Annotated in this window: 17 protein-coding genes; 8 read left to right on the top strand and 9 right to left on the bottom strand. The window is 59.6% G+C overall.

All coding sequences use genetic code 11. From position 1 onward, the window contains the following. Nucleotides 1-306: 306 nt before the first annotated feature. Together KJF94_RS08125 and KJF94_RS08120 are read right to left on the bottom strand one after the other, a co-directional pair. A complete protein-coding gene (locus tag KJF94_RS08125; protein WP_214382473.1) occupies nt 307-804 on the bottom strand; it encodes a hypothetical protein in 498 nt (165 codons plus the stop codon). A 282-nt stretch (nt 805-1,086) separates the two neighbouring features. Continuing rightward, the gene (locus KJF94_RS08120; RefSeq protein ID WP_214382472.1) at nt 1,087-1,914 is read right to left on the bottom strand and encodes an AraC family transcriptional regulator; all 828 of its coding nucleotides are present in this window, start codon (nt 1,912-1,914) and stop codon (nt 1,087-1,089) included. Nucleotides 1,915-2,048: 134 nt separating this feature from the next. Here KJF94_RS08120 and KJF94_RS08115 point away from each other — a divergent pair, with 134 nt between their 5' ends. The 4 genes from KJF94_RS08115 to KJF94_RS08100 all read left to right on the top strand — a co-directional run bounded on the left by KJF94_RS08115 (nt 2,049) and on the right by KJF94_RS08100 (nt 4,101). Next, nucleotides 2,049-2,567, top strand: a complete 519-nt coding sequence (locus KJF94_RS08115; protein ID WP_214382471.1) for a carboxymuconolactone decarboxylase family protein — start codon at nt 2,049-2,051, stop codon at nt 2,565-2,567. A gap of 29 nt (nt 2,568-2,596) precedes the next feature. Continuing rightward, on the top strand, nt 2,597-2,848 hold the full coding sequence (gene grxC / locus KJF94_RS08110; protein ID WP_214382470.1) for a glutaredoxin 3: 252 nt from the start codon (nt 2,597-2,599) through the stop codon (nt 2,846-2,848). 366 nt (nt 2,849-3,214) lie between these two features. Further along, complete coding sequence (locus KJF94_RS08105; RefSeq protein WP_214382469.1) at nt 3,215-3,616, top strand: hypothetical protein; 402 nt, start codon at nt 3,215-3,217, stop codon at nt 3,614-3,616. 203 nt (nt 3,617-3,819) lie between these two features. Further along, nucleotides 3,820-4,101, top strand: a complete 282-nt coding sequence (locus KJF94_RS08100; protein WP_214382468.1) for a DUF3303 domain-containing protein — start codon at nt 3,820-3,822, stop codon at nt 4,099-4,101. 41 nt (nt 4,102-4,142) lie between these two features. Here KJF94_RS08100 and KJF94_RS08095 read toward each other — a convergent pair whose 3' ends face one another. The 4 genes from KJF94_RS08095 to KJF94_RS08080 form a co-directional block, all read right to left on the bottom strand. Next, on the bottom strand, nt 4,143-5,204 hold the full coding sequence (locus KJF94_RS08095; protein ID WP_214382467.1) for a hypothetical protein: 1,062 nt from the start codon (nt 5,202-5,204) through the stop codon (nt 4,143-4,145). Nucleotides 5,205-5,509: 305 nt separating this feature from the next. Next, complete coding sequence (gene ligD / locus KJF94_RS08090) at nt 5,510-8,095, bottom strand: DNA ligase D (protein WP_214382465.1); 2,586 nt, start codon at nt 8,093-8,095, stop codon at nt 5,510-5,512. Nucleotides 8,096-8,098: 3 nt separating this feature from the next. Then, nucleotides 8,099-9,091: a methyltransferase gene (locus tag KJF94_RS08085; protein ID WP_214382463.1), complete on the bottom strand. Its 993-nt coding sequence runs from the start codon at nt 9,089-9,091 to the stop codon at nt 8,099-8,101. Between the two features lie 10 nt (nt 9,092-9,101). After that, nucleotides 9,102-10,487: an iron-containing redox enzyme family protein gene (locus KJF94_RS08080; RefSeq protein WP_214382461.1), complete on the bottom strand. Its 1,386-nt coding sequence runs from the start codon at nt 10,485-10,487 to the stop codon at nt 9,102-9,104. 195 nt (nt 10,488-10,682) lie between these two features. Between KJF94_RS08080 and KJF94_RS08075 the strand changes: the two genes are divergently transcribed. Continuing rightward, nucleotides 10,683-11,120, top strand: a complete 438-nt coding sequence (locus KJF94_RS08075) for a cupin domain-containing protein (protein WP_214382459.1) — start codon at nt 10,683-10,685, stop codon at nt 11,118-11,120. A gap of 87 nt (nt 11,121-11,207) precedes the next feature. Here the strand turns inward: KJF94_RS08075 and KJF94_RS08070 are convergent, their stop codons facing one another. Then, on the bottom strand, nt 11,208-11,933 hold the full coding sequence (locus KJF94_RS08070; RefSeq protein WP_214382457.1) for a tellurite resistance TerB family protein: 726 nt from the start codon (nt 11,931-11,933) through the stop codon (nt 11,208-11,210). 634 nt (nt 11,934-12,567) lie between these two features. Here KJF94_RS08070 and pcsA point away from each other — a divergent pair. From pcsA to KJF94_RS08055, 3 genes are all read left to right on the top strand, one after another. Then, nucleotides 12,568-13,290, top strand: a complete 723-nt coding sequence (pcsA, locus tag KJF94_RS08065) for a phosphatidylcholine synthase (protein ID WP_214382455.1) — start codon at nt 12,568-12,570, stop codon at nt 13,288-13,290. A 6-nt stretch (nt 13,291-13,296) separates the two neighbouring features. Continuing rightward, the gene (locus tag KJF94_RS08060) at nt 13,297-13,683 is read left to right on the top strand and encodes a DUF488 domain-containing protein (RefSeq protein ID WP_214382453.1); all 387 of its coding nucleotides are present in this window, start codon (nt 13,297-13,299) and stop codon (nt 13,681-13,683) included. Between the two features lie 304 nt (nt 13,684-13,987). Next, complete coding sequence (locus KJF94_RS08055) at nt 13,988-14,914, top strand: universal stress protein (RefSeq protein ID WP_214382451.1); 927 nt, start codon at nt 13,988-13,990, stop codon at nt 14,912-14,914. A gap of 138 nt (nt 14,915-15,052) precedes the next feature. On the opposite strand, the gene KJF94_RS08050 is transcribed toward KJF94_RS08055, so the two are convergent. Continuing rightward, nucleotides 15,053-15,865, bottom strand: a complete 813-nt coding sequence (locus tag KJF94_RS08050; protein WP_214382449.1) for a class I SAM-dependent methyltransferase — start codon at nt 15,863-15,865, stop codon at nt 15,053-15,055. A gap of 33 nt (nt 15,866-15,898) precedes the next feature. Further along, the gene (locus tag KJF94_RS08045) at nt 15,899-16,168 is read right to left on the bottom strand and encodes a DUF4242 domain-containing protein (RefSeq protein ID WP_214382448.1); all 270 of its coding nucleotides are present in this window, start codon (nt 16,166-16,168) and stop codon (nt 15,899-15,901) included. Nucleotides 16,169-16,323: the final 155 nt, after the last annotated feature.

Raw genomic sequence — 16,323 nt, 5'->3', positions numbered from 1 at the left:
CACGCTCGCAATTTTTGGCGCTCGATAACCTTTCAACGAGCATTTTTTTGCGGCTGGCGGCGGCCATTTTTCGTCGACCCGACGTATCAATTACCTGCAGTTCGGCCTCTAGCGAAGGAAGTTTTTTATTTAACAGTAACTTGTCGTTAAACATGTTGCCCCCGATGTTTACTCGCCAAATTAATAGCACTCTGTTCAATAGAGCCCGTCATTCAGCCAATACATCGCCAACCACTAACGCATCAAAGTGACATCAAATACTAGTATCAATGCGCCATTTAATCGTCAGCAAAAACAAACCGCTAGCTACACCTTCCGCCGGTTCGCAACCATAACAAAACCGAACAATGCGGACGAAAACAACCAGGCAGCAGCAGACAGCGGAACTGCATTGGGTTGATTGGTGAAAGCATCAGCTCCCCCACTCAACACTTTAGTCTGTTCCTCTAAATCTGCCGAAAACTTGTCAGTGTTTAGTTGCGCCATTAATCCGTCGCAGGAAGAACTATTGACGGTTGCGCCCACCTTGGCGACAGAGTTGATAAGGCTGTTGAGTTGATCTTTTGCAGCATCTACCGAGGAAATATCGCTGACCGAAACCGGGGCGTCATGGCCGCTTGCAACTGCAGAAGGGGCACCGGCCTGCACTTCGACGACCTTGCCCGTTTTTGGACCAGACCCTGTGCAGGAATCGGCTATGCGGTTAATTTCATGGGCCAAATTGGTCGCGTGAGCGTTGGCGATGGCCGCACCATTAAAGAGCACACAGAACAAAACGGATTTGATAACCAGTGATGAACGCATGATGACCGCCTCCCTGCACACAGGGTTTTCCTGATATCGAATGAAGGATTCGTTACCCAGTTGCTTGGAGCCTATAAGCACATCGCCATTACGTCAATGGTCCGTCACCACAATAAATAAAAATAAAATTTTACGGAGAATGGCGTCAAAATAACGCCAATAAATGCCTTTCAATCCAGCTTCCTCTATCCATATGAAATGGCTCAAGCGTGGGCATCAGCCCCTGCCTGAAGGCTTGAAAAACCTGGTTCAGTACCCCGCCGAAAGGCAGACGACAAAAAACTATCGCCCCTTCCCGTTCCGCATCCACTCTCGCGGACTGACACCGGTCTTGCGCCGGAACGCCCGAGCCAGGGCCGAAGGACTTTCATAGCCCACCTCATCGACAATCAGGGCGATGGACTTGCCCTCACGCAAACGCTTCTGCGCCAGACTGATGCGCCAGCTCACCAGATAATCAACCGGCGTCTGCCCCACCACCTGACGAAAGTGCTCGGCGAAGCTGGCCCGGGACATATTGGCTGCCGCTGACAACTCAGCCACGGTCCAGGCTTTGCCGGGGGTGTCATGCATCAAGCTCAACGAGCGCGCCAAGCGTGGGTCGGCGAGGCCGGCCATCAAGCCGGGGCTTTGCTGATGGTTAGCCAACAGGTGCCGCAGCAACTGGATGACCAGCACTTCGAACAGGCGGTCCATCATCGCTTCGCGACCGCAAACACCACCGAAGGCTTCGTTGAACAGCCAGTCCAGCGTACCGGTCATGTTCGGTATTTCGTCGAGGCCCAGCACCAGGTAATCGGGCAAGGCCGCCGCCAGCGCGTTGCCCGCACCGCCATCGAAAGTCAGTGAGGCGCACACCAGTTGTGTGTCGGACGTTTCAGCGGCAAACAAGCGATGTCGGAAGGGCCGAGGGAAAAAAATCAGGGTCGGCTTGTTGAGCTGGATGTCGCGCTCATCGCCCAGTTTGAGGGTCAGTTCACCGGCCTTAAGCAAATGAAGGTGCCCACACGCCTGTTCACCGTCAAAACCCGTGGTGCCGCAGAACGTGCCGCTGTGGAAGGTTCCGGCACTGACGCCGAAATGGCTGAGCAACGTAGACAAGCGATCCATGGGCAGGCTCCCGAGTGCAAATCTGGACGATCTGTCGCATATCCTCGACGATTTGCACCCAATAGACCAGCGCCCGTCAATAGCATGGACCCCGTACCCAGCGCACACCGCGCAGCCATCTACGGAGATCCACCATGAGCCGCATCAATACCCTGAGCCTTGAACACGCCAACGACACCACCCGCCCGTTGCTGGAAGGCGTGCAGAAAAAAATCGGCTTTTTGCCCAATGTCTTCAAGACGCTGGCCCACGCACCTGCGGTGCTCGCCTCTTATCTGCAACTGTCGGCGACCCTCGGTAAAACGTCCCTGAGCGCCACCGAGAAAGAAGCAATCTTCCTCGCCACCTCTCAGGTGAATGGCTGCGACTACTGCCTGGCGGCCCACACTCTGTTTGCCGGCAAGGCCGGGTTGTCTGCGCAAGACATCCTCAGCGCCCGTGATGGCCAGCTCAATGCGTTCGCCCTCCTCGCCCGACAAATCACCGAAAGCCGCGGCCACCTGAGCAGCGAGCAGATCGAAGCGGCGCGGGCAGCCGGCATCGACGACAGCAAGATTGTCGAAGTGATCGGCCATGTGGCGTCGCAGACCCTGACCAATTACCTCAACAACGTCGCGCTGACCGAGATCGATTTTCCGGCGATCGATGCTTGAACAGGGCTTTCAATTCAGGAGGAACGCTTATGAACACTGTGACGCTCTATACCACCGACACTTGCCCTTACTGCCGCAACGCCAAAACACTGCTGGCCAGTCGGGGCATTGCGGTTCGGGAAATAAACGTTCAATCGGAACCGGGGAGATTCCAGGAGATGCTCAGCCGAAGCGGTCGTCGCAGCGTGCCGCAGATTTTTATCGGTGACACGCATGTCGGCGGTTTTGATGACCTGGCCAAACTTGATCGTCAGGGAGGTTTGTTGTCGATGCTGGCCTGAGTGTGAGGCGACGGTTTTTTTGATGGGGTACATATCCGTTGCTGCGGTAATGGCGGCTATTGGTTCCGCCCTTACGGTGGGTTACTTGGAAAAACGGAACGCCACCCGGCGCAAAGTAACCAAGCGCCTGCGCCCCTGACGTACGGTGGCTCGCCTAGGCTCGCCACCGAACGAAAGGGGCAAAAGCCCTTTGGTTACTTTGGGGCTTTTCCAAAGTAACCCGCCGTAAGGGCGGAACCCTAAGTGGCCGTTACCGCAGCAACGGATATGGCCCCAAACGCCAAAACAACCCGCCTTTGACGCCCCCTCGGGCACACCGGCGATCCCTATGGGCAAACCCGCCCACCGCGCTCTATGATTGAGCCCATGACAACCTCGCTGCCGATCCGCCAACCCTGCCCGCCCGGTGCCTGCATCTGCGAGCGTGAACCGCTGCTGGAAACACCCGGCGCGGACCTGCGCATCCTGTTTCTGACCCGCACCGAGGAAAAGCGTCTGATCGAACGCCTGGAAAATCTCCAGAGCCTGAGCGACCTCGAACGGCTGCAGCAACGGATGTACGAGCAACTGGGCATCCGGGTAGAAGTCGCCCCCGGTTTCAACGAAGTCCGCACCATGCGCGGTATCGCCATCACCATCGCCGAACTGCCGGGCCTGTGCCGCAAAACCCGCCAGGCAATCCCGACCGCCATTCGCCGCGGGCTGGAGAAACGTCCGGAAATCGCCTACGAACTGCTCAACGCCAACGACCTGTTGCGTGATGCCTGATGGTCAGGCGCCTCGATCAATTCCAGATGCATTAAAAGAGGATCAGCGGTCATACGCGAACCGCCGCGCGCTGCTATGCCTTCTCATGGGAGCAATCGCTTCAGCCCCGTCAGGATGACACGGGAAACAGGCGTGGCCGTGGTTCCGGCGCCAGCCAGGCGCGCGAAGAGCAGCAGGTGCCAGTCCGTAGCAGGAGGTGGCAAATGTTATTCATGGTCAGTTGGTCGATCAGCCCGGAAAACCGTAACACCGTGATCAAGCGTTTCCTCGAGACCAAGGGAGCTCCGCCCTCAGGCGTCAAGATGCTGGGGCGCTGGCATGCCGTCGGTGGCTCGAGCGGTTTTGGCATCGCAGAAACCGATGATGTCGTACAGATTCAAAAGTGGGTGCTGCAATGGAATGACCTGATGAACATGGAGGTGCATGCCGCACTCACCGATGATCAGGCCGGGCCGCTGCTGGCGGCGGCTGTCGGCAAGCAATAGTCGTTCGGGGCGGCGAGTGCTGCTCGCCGCCCGGCACCCTGTCAGCGTTTCCAGCACTCTGAATAACGCGCACACACCCCGTACTGCCGATCCATTTGCGCCATCCGGTCGAGGTGGTGGTTGATGGTTTCGAGCAGCAGGTTCTGACTGGTCTGGACGTAAAACTTCGTCATCGTCTTGCGCTCCTCGGACGCCACAAAGTGCGTGGGCCTGGACGCCTTGTCTTCAGGGTGTGCCCATTGTTCCAGTTGCTGATCCGTCAGTCGCTGCAGGCGCAGACGGTATCTGTCGCTGTAACGCTTGTACGTTTGCGTCTTGTTTCCCGCCGCTTCTTCATCAAAGGCAATGAGGTTCTGGCGGTACAGGGCCCAGTAATCGTCCGGCAGGGTAAAGCCCAGCTTCGCCTTGCGTTCGGCAATCAGCTTGTCGAGCTTTTCCGGCGTGAAGCGCGCGCGGCTGTCCTTGGCCAGGTCCGGCTTCATGTCCGCGAGGGTCGCACTGTCGAAGATCTGGTCGATCAACATCACCCGATGGGGCGTGTCGGGCAACACGGGCGCAAGCGTCGGGAATGACGTGCCGCGACCGACACAGGCAGGCAGGCCCTTGTCCATGACCGGCATCGGCAACCGCACGTCTCTTCCATCGATTCGCTTCAGCTGATTCAACAGCACGCCGCAACGGCCGTCGCGCAGATTCAACGTCACCTCGTATTCAGCATTGCGCTCGGGTGTCAGGCTCAAACTGGTGACACACACCCAGTTGCTGCCACTCGTGCCAAGGTGCAGGTAATTATCCTGATCGGGTTTGACCTTGATCTCCAGATAGCCCCTGGCGTTGGCCGGCGGCACGACACTCATGCCCACCCGACGCTCTGTATCACGCGAGTACAGGTTGTTGAGTTCACCGGTGACTCGCCCCTCACAATGCTCCGGATCGTAGTAGTAGAGCTTCGCATTGCTGGTGTTGGCGATGAAGCGCACCTTGGCGGCGTCGGGCTCGGTGGCATCGGTGTACGTGTCTTTGACGGCGCAGCCGCTGAGCACAGCGGACAAAAGCGCCGCAACAGCAATGACGCGTGTGGAGCGATTAGAGGAAACCGGCATTGGATCGTCCCTGACGCGCGAAGGCTATGGAAAGCGCGCGATACTACTAAAGGGCCACTACCCTGTCCATCGTGCAAGTCAGCGCCTGCCCGTGGGGCCGACAACCGGCACCGGAGAGTTCGTTGACGTTGGGGTTGAACTATCGGTTTTAGAACCCGGACCGGGGCAGGCGCCAATTTCGCAGGCACCGCAAATTTCCTGTGGGAGCGAGCCTGCTCGCGATAGCGGTGTATCAGGCGCCTTTAATGTTGACTGTCAGTCAGCTATCGCGAGCAGGCTCGCTCCCACAGTTGGGTTGCGCAAGGCTACTTCTTCATCCCCACCCGCCGCCGCATCTCGGCGGTAATTGCCTGTTTTGTTTTCTTCAGGTCGGCCCAAGGCTCGTCGCCCACCTCGGCCAGGCGTTCATGCACATTGTGCACGTTCCACTGATTGCCGCCCTTGAGCCCGGCCACTTCCTCGCGAAAGATCGGCACCGACACCGGCAGCCCTTCGCGGGTGCGCGCCGCGTAAGCACAAATGGTGGTGGCGCCGAGGCCGTTGCGCAGGTAATCGATGAAGATCCGCCCCACCCGGTTCTTCGGCCCCGACACCGCGGAAAACCGCTCCGGCAACAGTTTGGCCATGTGGCTGACGATAGCGTGGCTGAAATCCTTCACTTCATCCCAGCCGAGCTTGCGGGTCAGCGGCACCACGAGGTGGATGCCTTTGCCGCCGCTGGTCTTGAGGAAGGCCTTGAGTCCCAGTTCGTCCAGTACCGACAGCGTCAGTTGGGTCGCCTCGACCATGCTTTTCCACGGCAGCGCCGGGTCCGGGTCGAGGTCGAGAACGAAGCGGTCGGGCTTGTCGAGGTTGTCCGAAGTGGCATTCCAGGTGTGCAGCTCGACGGTGCTCATCTGCACAGCGCCGATCAGCGCTTCGGCGCTGTTGATGATCATGATCGGTTGGCCGGTGAGTTCCTTGTCTAGGGTGGTGATCCCCGGAATGGCCAGGCGCTCGGCGTTCTTCTGGAAAAACAGTTCACCGGCAATACCGTCCGGCGCGCGAACCAGCGCCACGGGCCGGTCTTTCAATTCGGGCAGAATCCATTCGGCGACGCGGGCGTAATACTCCGCCAGTTGCACTTTGGTGGTGCCGCTGCTGGCGTCGATGACCCGGTCCGGGTGAGTGATCCGCACCTTGCCCTCGCCCAGGCCGAGTTGTGACGGCGCCGGTGCGGTTTTTTCCGAGGCTTTCTTTTGGCGGGGGGCAGGTTTTTCTGCCGTGCTTTTCTTCACCACTTTTGGACGCTCCTCGGTGATGTCTTCGGCCGGCTTATCGTCGCGCAGACCATGGAACACGGCATGGCGAACAGAGCCTTCCTTGGTCATTTCGGCGAAGGCAATTTCAGCCAGCAGAACGGGTTTGAGCCAGTGCACACCTTTGGCGTCAAAACCGGTCGGTGGATTGACCACCGAAGGTTTCTTGGTCTGCAACGGTTTCAGTTGTTCGTAGATGCTTTTAAGCGTTGTCTCGTTGAAGCCCGTGCCGACCTTGCCGGCATAGCGCAGCTCCCCGCTGTTCCGGTCATGCAGCCCCAGCAGCAACGCACCAAACGCATTGCGCGATCCTTTCGGATCGGTGTAGCCGACCACCACAAACTCTTGTCGATGCTTGCACTTGAGTTTGATCCAGTCGCTGCTGCGACGCGACACGTAAGGCGAGCCCAGGCGTTTGCCGATCAGCCCTTCCATCTGCATCTGGCAGGCGCTGTTGAGCAAGGCGTCGGGTTCTTCGGCGAACGCGTCGGAGAACCGCAGCAACGGATCTTCGTTCGGCTTGAGCACCGTCGCCAGCGCGACCCGCCGCTCTTCGACCGGCACCTCGCGCAGGTCCACGCCATTGAGGTACGGCATGTCGAACAGGTAGTAAAGAATGTTGCCGCTGCGCCCGGAGTCGAAGGCGTTTTGCAGCGCTTGAAAGTCCGGCACGCCCTGCTCGTTGGTCACCACCATCTCGCCATCGAGCCAGGCGGATTCGAGTTGCAGCGAAGCCAGCGCCTCGGCTTGTTTCGGCAGTTTGTGGGTCCAGTCGTGACCGTTGCGGGTGAACAGCTTGACCTCGCCATGGTCGATGCGAGCCATGATCCGATAGCCGTCGAACTTGATCTCATAGCTCCATTCGCCGTCCGGGGCTTTTTCCACCAGCGTGGCCAGTTCGGGCTTGATCAGGTCCGGCAATGTCGCTTTGTGCGCACCGGTCAGTTGCGCCGACTGTTTTTTTTCCGCGATTTTGCGCGCCGGTTTCTTGATGGGCTTGGGCTTGTCCGCCGCTTTCGACTTTTTCGCAACGATGGTCCGGTCACTGAGTACGCTGTCCGGCTCGGCGGCGACCACGTCGTAATCGCTTTCGGGTTTGGCCGCACTGTCCTGATGCTTGATCAGGAACCACTGTTCCTGCTTGCCCGGCATGTGCGTACGCACCAGATTCCACAGGCCACCAAGCTTCTCGCCCTGCAGCTCGAACTTGAGCTTGCCCTTGGCGTAGGCCTTGGCCGGGTCTTCCTGCGGAATCCAGACGCCACGGTCCCAGACAATCACGTCACCGGCACCGTAATGCCCTTCGGGAATGCTGCCCTCGAACGTGGCGTAATCAATCGGATGGTCTTCGACATGCACCGCCAGGCGCTTGACCTTGGGGTCCAGCGACGGGCCTTTTGGCACCGCCCAACTCTTCAGCGCGCCATCGAGTTCCAGGCGAAAGTCATAATGCAGGCGCGAGGCGTCGTGCTTCTGGATGCAGAACTGCAAGGCGTGATCTTTCGCGGCTTTCTTGCCCGAACGTTTGGCGGCCGGTTCAGAGGTCGCCGAGAAGTCGCGCATGCGGTTGTAGTCATCCAGATTCTTGTTCATGGCTCACTCACCTGTGGCTGATTCAACGCTTCCACCGATGCCCGGATCGAGCCGCGTGACGATCAGCGCGACCACCGCAATCCGTTCCACCCGTTGGTAGCCCGGCATCAACAGTTCTTCGCCGAACACGTCGGGATCGATCTCGCGATAGGTCCAGCCGAACCGTGCCGAATCCAGGTACGGCGCCAACGCGGCGAGAAACGCATCGCAGCCGTCGACCATCGCCACTCCGGTGTACAACACCAGCGAACCGCCAGGGGTCAGTCGGTTCAGCGCCTGCTCGACAATGCGCACCGACAATTGCGCGCCAAGCGCCCCGCCGCCGTGGCGATAGGCACGCTCGGCCGGGTCGGCCATGTAGGGCGGATTGGCGACGATCAGGTCGAATGTACCGTCGACATCCTGCAGCACATCACTGGCCTCGATGCTGACGTTGGCCACTTCGGCGAGCGCGGCGTTCACAGCCGTCAGGCGTAGCGCCGCCGGGTTGATATCGACCGCCAGCACTTCGGCTTCACGGCGTGCGCGAGCAATCACGATGGCGCCGACGCCCGCGCCGCAGCCGATGTCCACGGCGCGTCTGACCGGCGCGAAACTCTGTTGCAGATGGGTGTGAATCAACTGGGCAAAACGGTAGGTATCCGGGCCAAAGAACACCGCGTCGGCCGCGTCCGTGGGGAATCCCGAATGCACGAACAGCAGGTCATCGAGGCTGGACCAGCGTACGTGGCTTTTCAGCCGGCCATTGCTCTCTTCGAGAACGCCCGCCTGTTGCAATTGCCGTTGTTCATCCGCTGATAACAGACCCGGTTCGAACGGCCGCGACCAGCCGAACACCTCGCGCAGAGTCCGGGCACTTTGGCCGAATGCACGGTCATTGACCCGCTGATGGGTCAGCGGTGTCGGCGTGATAAAGCGGTAACCGTCCGCCTGCAAACGGCGCCCCAATTGCAGCAAGGCCAGATCCGCAGCACTTAGTTGTTCTTCCTGATTCATGCGACTCTCCCTATCGAAGGCTGGATTTGAGTTCGATGAATCGCCGCGTGGCCATCAGGCCGGCAGGATGGGCGTGTCGATGGGCGGACAGCCAAGGAATCAACACCGGCATCTGCTCGGCGGCGGACAACCCTTCCAGCGCGGCTTGCAAGGTCTGAATATCCGGATCGCTGGCAGGCAACGCCAGTTCGACCGCGCCACTGCTTACGCGGCGAACCGCGGGTGTTGAACGTTCCGCTGTCCAGTCACCCGCGATCCAGTCGTGCAACAGTTGCTTTTCATAAGGGCTGAACACACCGAACATGGCCGCGCCGTCGCCATCAATCAACTGCCAGAAGCGGCTTTCCTGGGGATCCTGATGACGTTTGATCCAGCACTTGTGTTCCAGGGCAGCAAGAAAACCCGGTAGCTGCTCCGGCGAGGACAGCCATTGATTGACGGTCTTGCCCTCAAACCGGCAGTAGTCGGAATGCATGTGCTGGCCAAACGGGCGTTTGCGTTCCAGCATGTTCAACACTTCAGCGTTAAGGTCGAACGACTCGATGATCGCGCGACTGCCCTGCCCCAGGTCATTGAGCCGATAACCCAGCGCGACCCTGCGCAAAAAGTCTTCGCGATCACCTTCGATCGGCAGCAGTTGCAGCACCGATTGCACGGCTTTTTGCGCGTGCCCGGTACTGGCGTTGTCGATGGTCACGTGCAGGGTGAAGTAATACGGATCGATGCCCAGTTCGCTGAGTTCATAGGCGCTGATCAGCAAGTGCAGCGGCAGCTGTTCGTAGCCGAGGTTGTAGCCGATCACTTCTGGCAAAAAGTCGTCGGCGCATTCGCCGAGCGCCAGTTGTATCGCGCCTTGCAGGAAATGCTCGTCGGCGATGACGCCGGTGTCCTGCAAACCGAGTTCGGCAAGGAGCTTGCGGTAGATCACCACATGATTTTGCGCCGGGTTGCCCTCGCCCAACTCTTCCAGATAGGTACAGACCAGCCCTTCGAAACGCGGGTCGCGCCAGTGCTGCAACAGGCCGTACAACCAGGCACCGTCCACCAGCTTGATCGGGCTGACGGCTTGCAGGAAGAACAGCGCATGCGCCTTGTTGCTGAAGAACTGCCGGGGTCCGCCTTCCTTGCGGGCGCTCAGGTAGTCAGCGTATTGGCGCGCCACTTCGGTGCTGTGCTGTTCGACGAAAGTTTGCAGGGCCGACAAATCCTCCGGCATCTCTTCGGGCAGGTCTGCGGCCCGTTGCAGTTGCGCTGTCAGGAACGTTTTGCCGAGCGCGCGGCGTTGCCCGGCATCGTCGCCCAGCAGCAGCTGTTCATAGCACTGCTTCAGGCTGCCGGCAGTCGGGATGGCGTGCTCGTGGGCAGGCCGGGATTCGAGTCGTGTCAGGGCAGTCATGGGCGCATCTCTCGGTCTGTGGCCAGTGGCAGGACGCTGAATCAACACGTCTCTACTTCAGCAGAGCGATTTGCCCGGAGAAAAATTCAATCGGGGTTGAAATTGCGCTGACAGACGGCCTTGCGCCGCTGCACCCGGCGCGGGCTCGAGTGAATATACTCAACCGGGTATGGACTCATCCCCAGGAGAGCAATCATGCGAACGGTTCACGTCATCGGGTCTGGAAAAGCCCCCAGACCGGTCAATGTCGTGGGTGAGGCGATCACGATTCTCGCGGGCGGTGATCTGAGCAAACCCTTTGAGGTGCACATCCAGGAAGGCGTGCAGGGAGGCGGCCCGCCACCGCACTTTCATCCCTGGGATGAGGCGTTCTACGTGATTGACGGGCAGGTGCAAGTGACAGTCGAGGGCGCCTCCACCACCGTCTCGGCCGGCGGTTACGTGCATATACCCGCGGGGTCCATTCATGCCTACAAGAACATCAGCGCTACGGCGAAGATGATCGGCGTGGTGTCTGATCCACGGGGCGGCCAGTTCTTTGCGGCAGTGGACCGGCTCAGGGTGCCGGAGGATTTGCCGCAAATACTGGCGATTGCCGAAGCGCACGGGGTGACGTTTTTGCTGCCGAAATGACCGCACCCCCTGTAGGAGCCAGGCTTGCCGGCGAAGGCGTACTGAGATGCGCTTTCGCCGGCAAGCCTGGCTCCTACGAAAAGCAGGTCAGGCCACGCCACCCTTGGCCTGCTGTTCCAGATGCACCTGCAAATCCGGATCGATCTGCAACGCCGCCGCCAGTTCATCGAGGTAGGTGCGTTCGGCGTCCTGCTGGTCGTCCACCAGCATTACGCTGGCGAGGTACATTTCCGCGGCTATCGCCGGGTCCGTTGCCGACTGCGCCACATCGGCGGCATCGAGCGGGCGGGCGACTTCATCGTCCAACCATTGCTGGAGTTCCGGGTCATCGGTGTGGCGGCCGATTTCGGTGCTGATCATGTGCTTTTCGGCGTCATCGATCCTGCCATCGGCCTTCGCCGCTGCTATTAATGCTCGAAGGACGGCGTGGCTGTGATCCTCGACTTCCGGGCCGGATAACAGATCCACGGTGCGGGGCGCCTGTTGCGGCGAGGCCGCCTGGCTGCGTTGCCAGGCCTGATACGCTTGAAAAGCCATCATGCCGAGGGACGCCAGCGCGGCGTAGTTGGTGCCGCCACCGGAGCGTCGCTGGGTCGAACCGCCGATGGCTGAGCCGCCACCGAGCATTCCTCCCAACAAACCACCTAATCCGCTGTTTGCACCTGCACCGCCGCCCAGCAGGCCGCCGAGCAATCCGCCAAGACCACCGCCCAGGGCGCCCTGGCCGCTCTGGGCAGGTACGCCGCCACCTTGCTGTGTCATTGAGCCCTGGCCGGCTCGCAAGAGCTGTTCGAGCAAATCGCTGGTGTTCATGACGACGTCCTCATGGGTTGGAGTTGTCCAGTCAGGCAACGATAGTCCTCGCAGGCTATTGCGCCAGCGCCGTTTGGCTGACGTTGCGGTGACCTTCCTTTAATACGTGATGGTGTTTGCTTGGGGTTGGTGTTCAGGTGATTGGGGGTATATCCGTTCCTTCGGTAACGGCCACTTATGGTTTCGCCCTTACGGCGAGTCACTTGGAAGAGCCCCAAGTAACCCGCCGTAAGGGCGGAACCCATAGCGGCCGTTACCGCAGGAATGGATATGTACACCATCAAAACCTACGGCGCCTGAAGCTCAGCCATCGCTAGCAAGCCAGCTCCTACAGGGGGTCCGGGTACATCCGCAAAACGCAGCCAGTTGTCTGCCGCAGACCCGAAATGGCCGGCAGCGCAGTCCGACGGGGACATTCCCCATCGTCAGGAATGTCAGCCCCACTCAAGAATTTCGTTACGTGAACAGCATCAAGATTAATCCGGAGTATTTTTTGGCGACCCAGCTAAGATTCACAGACGGTGAACCTTATTCCCGGATTTCCGGTCGATACCTGCAACCCGACCCGGTTTGCCGCCGCCCTCGATCATCGAGGGTGATGACTGGCTTGCTTCACTTTTTGGAGAACGCCCCCGTGATTTCGACTCTACACATCGCCAGGCTCAAAGCATGGGGTGCCCATGGTTTTACCGCCACGGGCGTGGTCACTGCCTTCCTCGCGACCCTCGCCCTGCTGGAAAACCAGCCCACCAACTGCCTGCTGTGGCTGGGCGTCGCCCTGATCGTCGACGGGCTGGATGGTGCGTTGGCGCGCAAGGTCAACGTCCAGTCGGTGCTGCCGAGTTTCGACGGTTCAATCCTCGATCTGGTGATCGATTACCTGACGTATGTGTTCATCCCGGCGCTGTTCATCTATCGCTACATCCCGTTGCCGGACTACACGCTGCTGCTGACCGTCTCGCTGATTCTGGTCTCGTCGCTGTTTTGCTTCTGCAACGTCAACATGAAAAGCAAGGACAACTATTTCCAGGGCTTCCCCGCCGCATGGAACGTGGTTGCGCTGTGCCTGTACATCATCGCCCCGTCGCCATGGATCACCCTGCTCACCGTGATCGGCCTGGCGCTGCTGACCGTGACGCGGATGAAGTTCCTGCACCCGTTCCGCGTGCGCAGGTTCATGCCGATCAACATTGCCGTGACCGCGATCTGGTTGCTGTGCAGCCTGTCGCTGGTGATCAACCACCCGGTGATCAACCCGATGGTCATGGGGCTTTGGCTGCTGATGTCGGCTTACTTCCTGGGGATCTGCATCTGGCGTACGGCGCTGGAATGGTTTGACGATTCGCGGCACCGGTAAGTCGCCATGCCCATTCATATCGTACGACTTGGTTCACCGCGTCTGCCCGATGAAGGCCTGCGGTTAGGCACGGTGCGCCGCCCGCCTCGGGGTGTGCCGAAATCGGAGTTCGCCAGCCGTGATTTTTATGATGTGTGGCAGCCGCTGCTGTCGCCCAGTGCGGAGCTGGTTGCGGAGGCAAAAGCCGCGGAGGACGAAAAAGCCTGGGAAGTTTTTCGGCGCAAGTTCAAGGCTGAAATGAATCATCCTGCCGCTAGCCAGCTGCTCGATTTGTTGGCAGCCCTCTCCCATCAAACCTCGATGGCCGTTGGGTGCTATTGCGAGAATGAAGCGCACTGCCATCGCTCCGTATTGCGCGAACTGCTCGAAGCACGAGCCGCCAAAGTTGTATAGGTGGCGCTAACACCAAATATCCCCTGTGGGAGCGGGCTTGCTCGCGAAGGCGGAATGTCAGTCATGCAGATGGCGACTGACACTCCGCCTTCGCGAGCATGCCCGTACCCACATTTAATCGATGTCACCCGGCAGATTTGCGCTCGGCACGAACGTCAGCTTCCGTCCACCTGACAGACGGGACGTTGATCATGGTCAATACTTGATTAATTGAATGCCTGTCGAATGACCGCGCATCGGGCGGCAATGTCCAGGTTATTGCAAAGGGACCGTCACCTGCTCGTTCACCCACGGGAGGTTTGTCATGTCTGAGCAATCACGTTTCATGCTGGTCGCCTCGCCCCTGATGGAACACAGCCCCGCCTTCGACCGGGCCGCGGCGCTGGCCAAGGCCGAAGACGCGGCGCTGCACATTGTGGCGTTCGATTATCTGGAAGGCCTGGCGACCGCCAGCCTCGTCAACGAAAAAGCGATGGAGCAAATGCGCCTGGGCTATGTCGATCGACACCGGCAATGGCTTGAGGAACAGGCCCGACCCTTGCGCAAGATCGGCGTGAAGGTCACCACCGAGGTGACGTGGGTCGAACGTCCGCTGGAAGAAATCCTGATTCACCTCAAAGAACAACCGATGGACGTGCTGATCAAGGCGCTGGAGCCGCATTCGATGCTCTCGAGGCTGATGTTCACGCCACTCGACGTGCATCTGCTGCGGGAATGCCCGGTGCCGCTGCATTTCGTCAGCCATGCCGTGCATGCCCTGCCCCGCAGGATTGTCGCGGCGGTCGACCCGTTTCATCGGGATGATCAGTACAAAAGCTTCAACGACCGGATCCTTCACGAAGCGTTAAAACTGGCGAGCGCCTGCAATGCCGAACTGGATGTGGTCTACGCCTACGACCTGTCATCCATCAGCGCCGACGAATTCGGCTTCGACAATGGTTCGGCGTTTTTCTCGTCGGCCAAGGCCAGAACCGTGTTCGACTACCAGGAGGAAGCCTTCCACGAACTGGTCGAACGCAACGGCATCGCACCTGAGCAACGGCACATGATCATGGGCAACCCGGCCAAGGTGCTGACCCGCTATGCCGATACTTTCGACGTCGACGTGATTGTCATGGGCCGGATCGGCCATCGCGGCCTGGGGCGGCTGATCGGCAGCACGGTGGAGCACCTGCTGTACAAAATGCCATGCAGTGTCTGGGTGGTGTACACCGAGCGGCTGGATGAATAACTGATCGAACAAACACCATACATCCCCTGTGGGAGCGAGCCTGCTCGCGATGAGGTCCTTACATTCAACATTGATGTTGACTGAATGTCCGCCATCGCGAGCAGGCTCGCTCCCACAAGGGGTTTTGTGTTGTCGGGTTCAACGCCTTGTGATCACCACTTCAAGGTATTCACTCGGCACCACCAGCGACTTGTCACCCGCCCGGTTCATGCGGTTTATCAGCTCGGTTAGATCCTCTTCAAAGGCTTTGGCACCTTCCGGTGGCAGCGCCGCGAACGCCTTGTGGACCGGGCCGTACCAGGTGCGGAACGTGTCGATGAAGTGCGCCGCCGAGCGGTAGCGGAAGTTGAAGAACCGCCGTGTCACCTGGAGCAAAAAATCCCGTTCATCGAAGTGCGAATGCAACCAGGCCTCGGTGCCCCAGTTCGACGGCGGTTGAGCCCCCGGCGGTGGCGGCAAGTGCCGGCCCAGGGTTTTGAACATCTGGCCGACAAAGCCTTCGGGCGTCCAGTTGGCCAGGCCGATCCGGCCACCGGGGCGACAGACACGCGCCAGCTCCGCCGCCGCTTTTGCCTGGTCCGGTGTAAACATCACACCGAAGGTTGAAAGTACGGCGTCGAAACTGGCGTCCTCGAAAGGCAGGGCCTCGGCGTCCGCTACCTGGAACGTCACTTCCAGACGTTCCGCCCGAGCCCGGTCTTCGCCACGTTCAAGCAGTGCAGCTACATAGTCAGTGGACGTGACATGAGTGCCGCGGCGCGCGGCCGCCAGCGTTGCATTGCCGTTACCGGCGGCGACGTCCAGCACGCGTTCATCGCAAAGCAGGTCGCAGGCTTCGGCGAGCTGCTCGCCGACAATCTGCAAGGTGGTGCCGATCACGGCGTAGTCGCCACTGGCCCAAGAGGCCATCTGACGGTTTTTCAAGGCAGTTAGATCAATGGGTGTACTCATTAAATCCGCTCCGTTACGGGCTACGTCCCCGGCTTATTCTGCCGTGGTGGGATCGATGATGGAGGTGACCCGGGAAATGCTGTTGGCCGGGAAACCGCTCTGCCTGGCGTGCTCCCTGATCAACTCTTCGCTGGGCGAGATGTACACGCAGTAGAGCTTGTCGCCGGTGACATAGCTCTGCTGCCATTGCACCTCCGGCAAGTCGCGCAACGTCCTGCAGGACTTTTGCGCAGCTGCTTTCAAGTCCCTTTCTGACAGTGTTCCAGCACCCGGAATCTCGCGTTCAATGACGAACTTCGGCATGGCAACCTCTCATTCTTGTTATTGATGACAGAGTCGGCAGACCCTGTGTGACCACTATCGCGCTGCTGGCCGGGGGCGTCCTGCCCGATCGTCGGCCAACCCTGTCCGATCGTCCGGAGGTTTCGCGTTGCGCTGAGACAGGCTCACAATCAAAA

The organism is Pseudomonas hormoni (genome assembly GCF_018502625.1).
GTDB classification, from domain to species: domain Bacteria; phylum Pseudomonadota; class Gammaproteobacteria; order Pseudomonadales; family Pseudomonadaceae; genus Aquipseudomonas; species Aquipseudomonas hormoni.
Note: the sequence above shows the minus strand (reverse complement) of the source record. Positions and strands in the feature narration are given on the sequence as shown.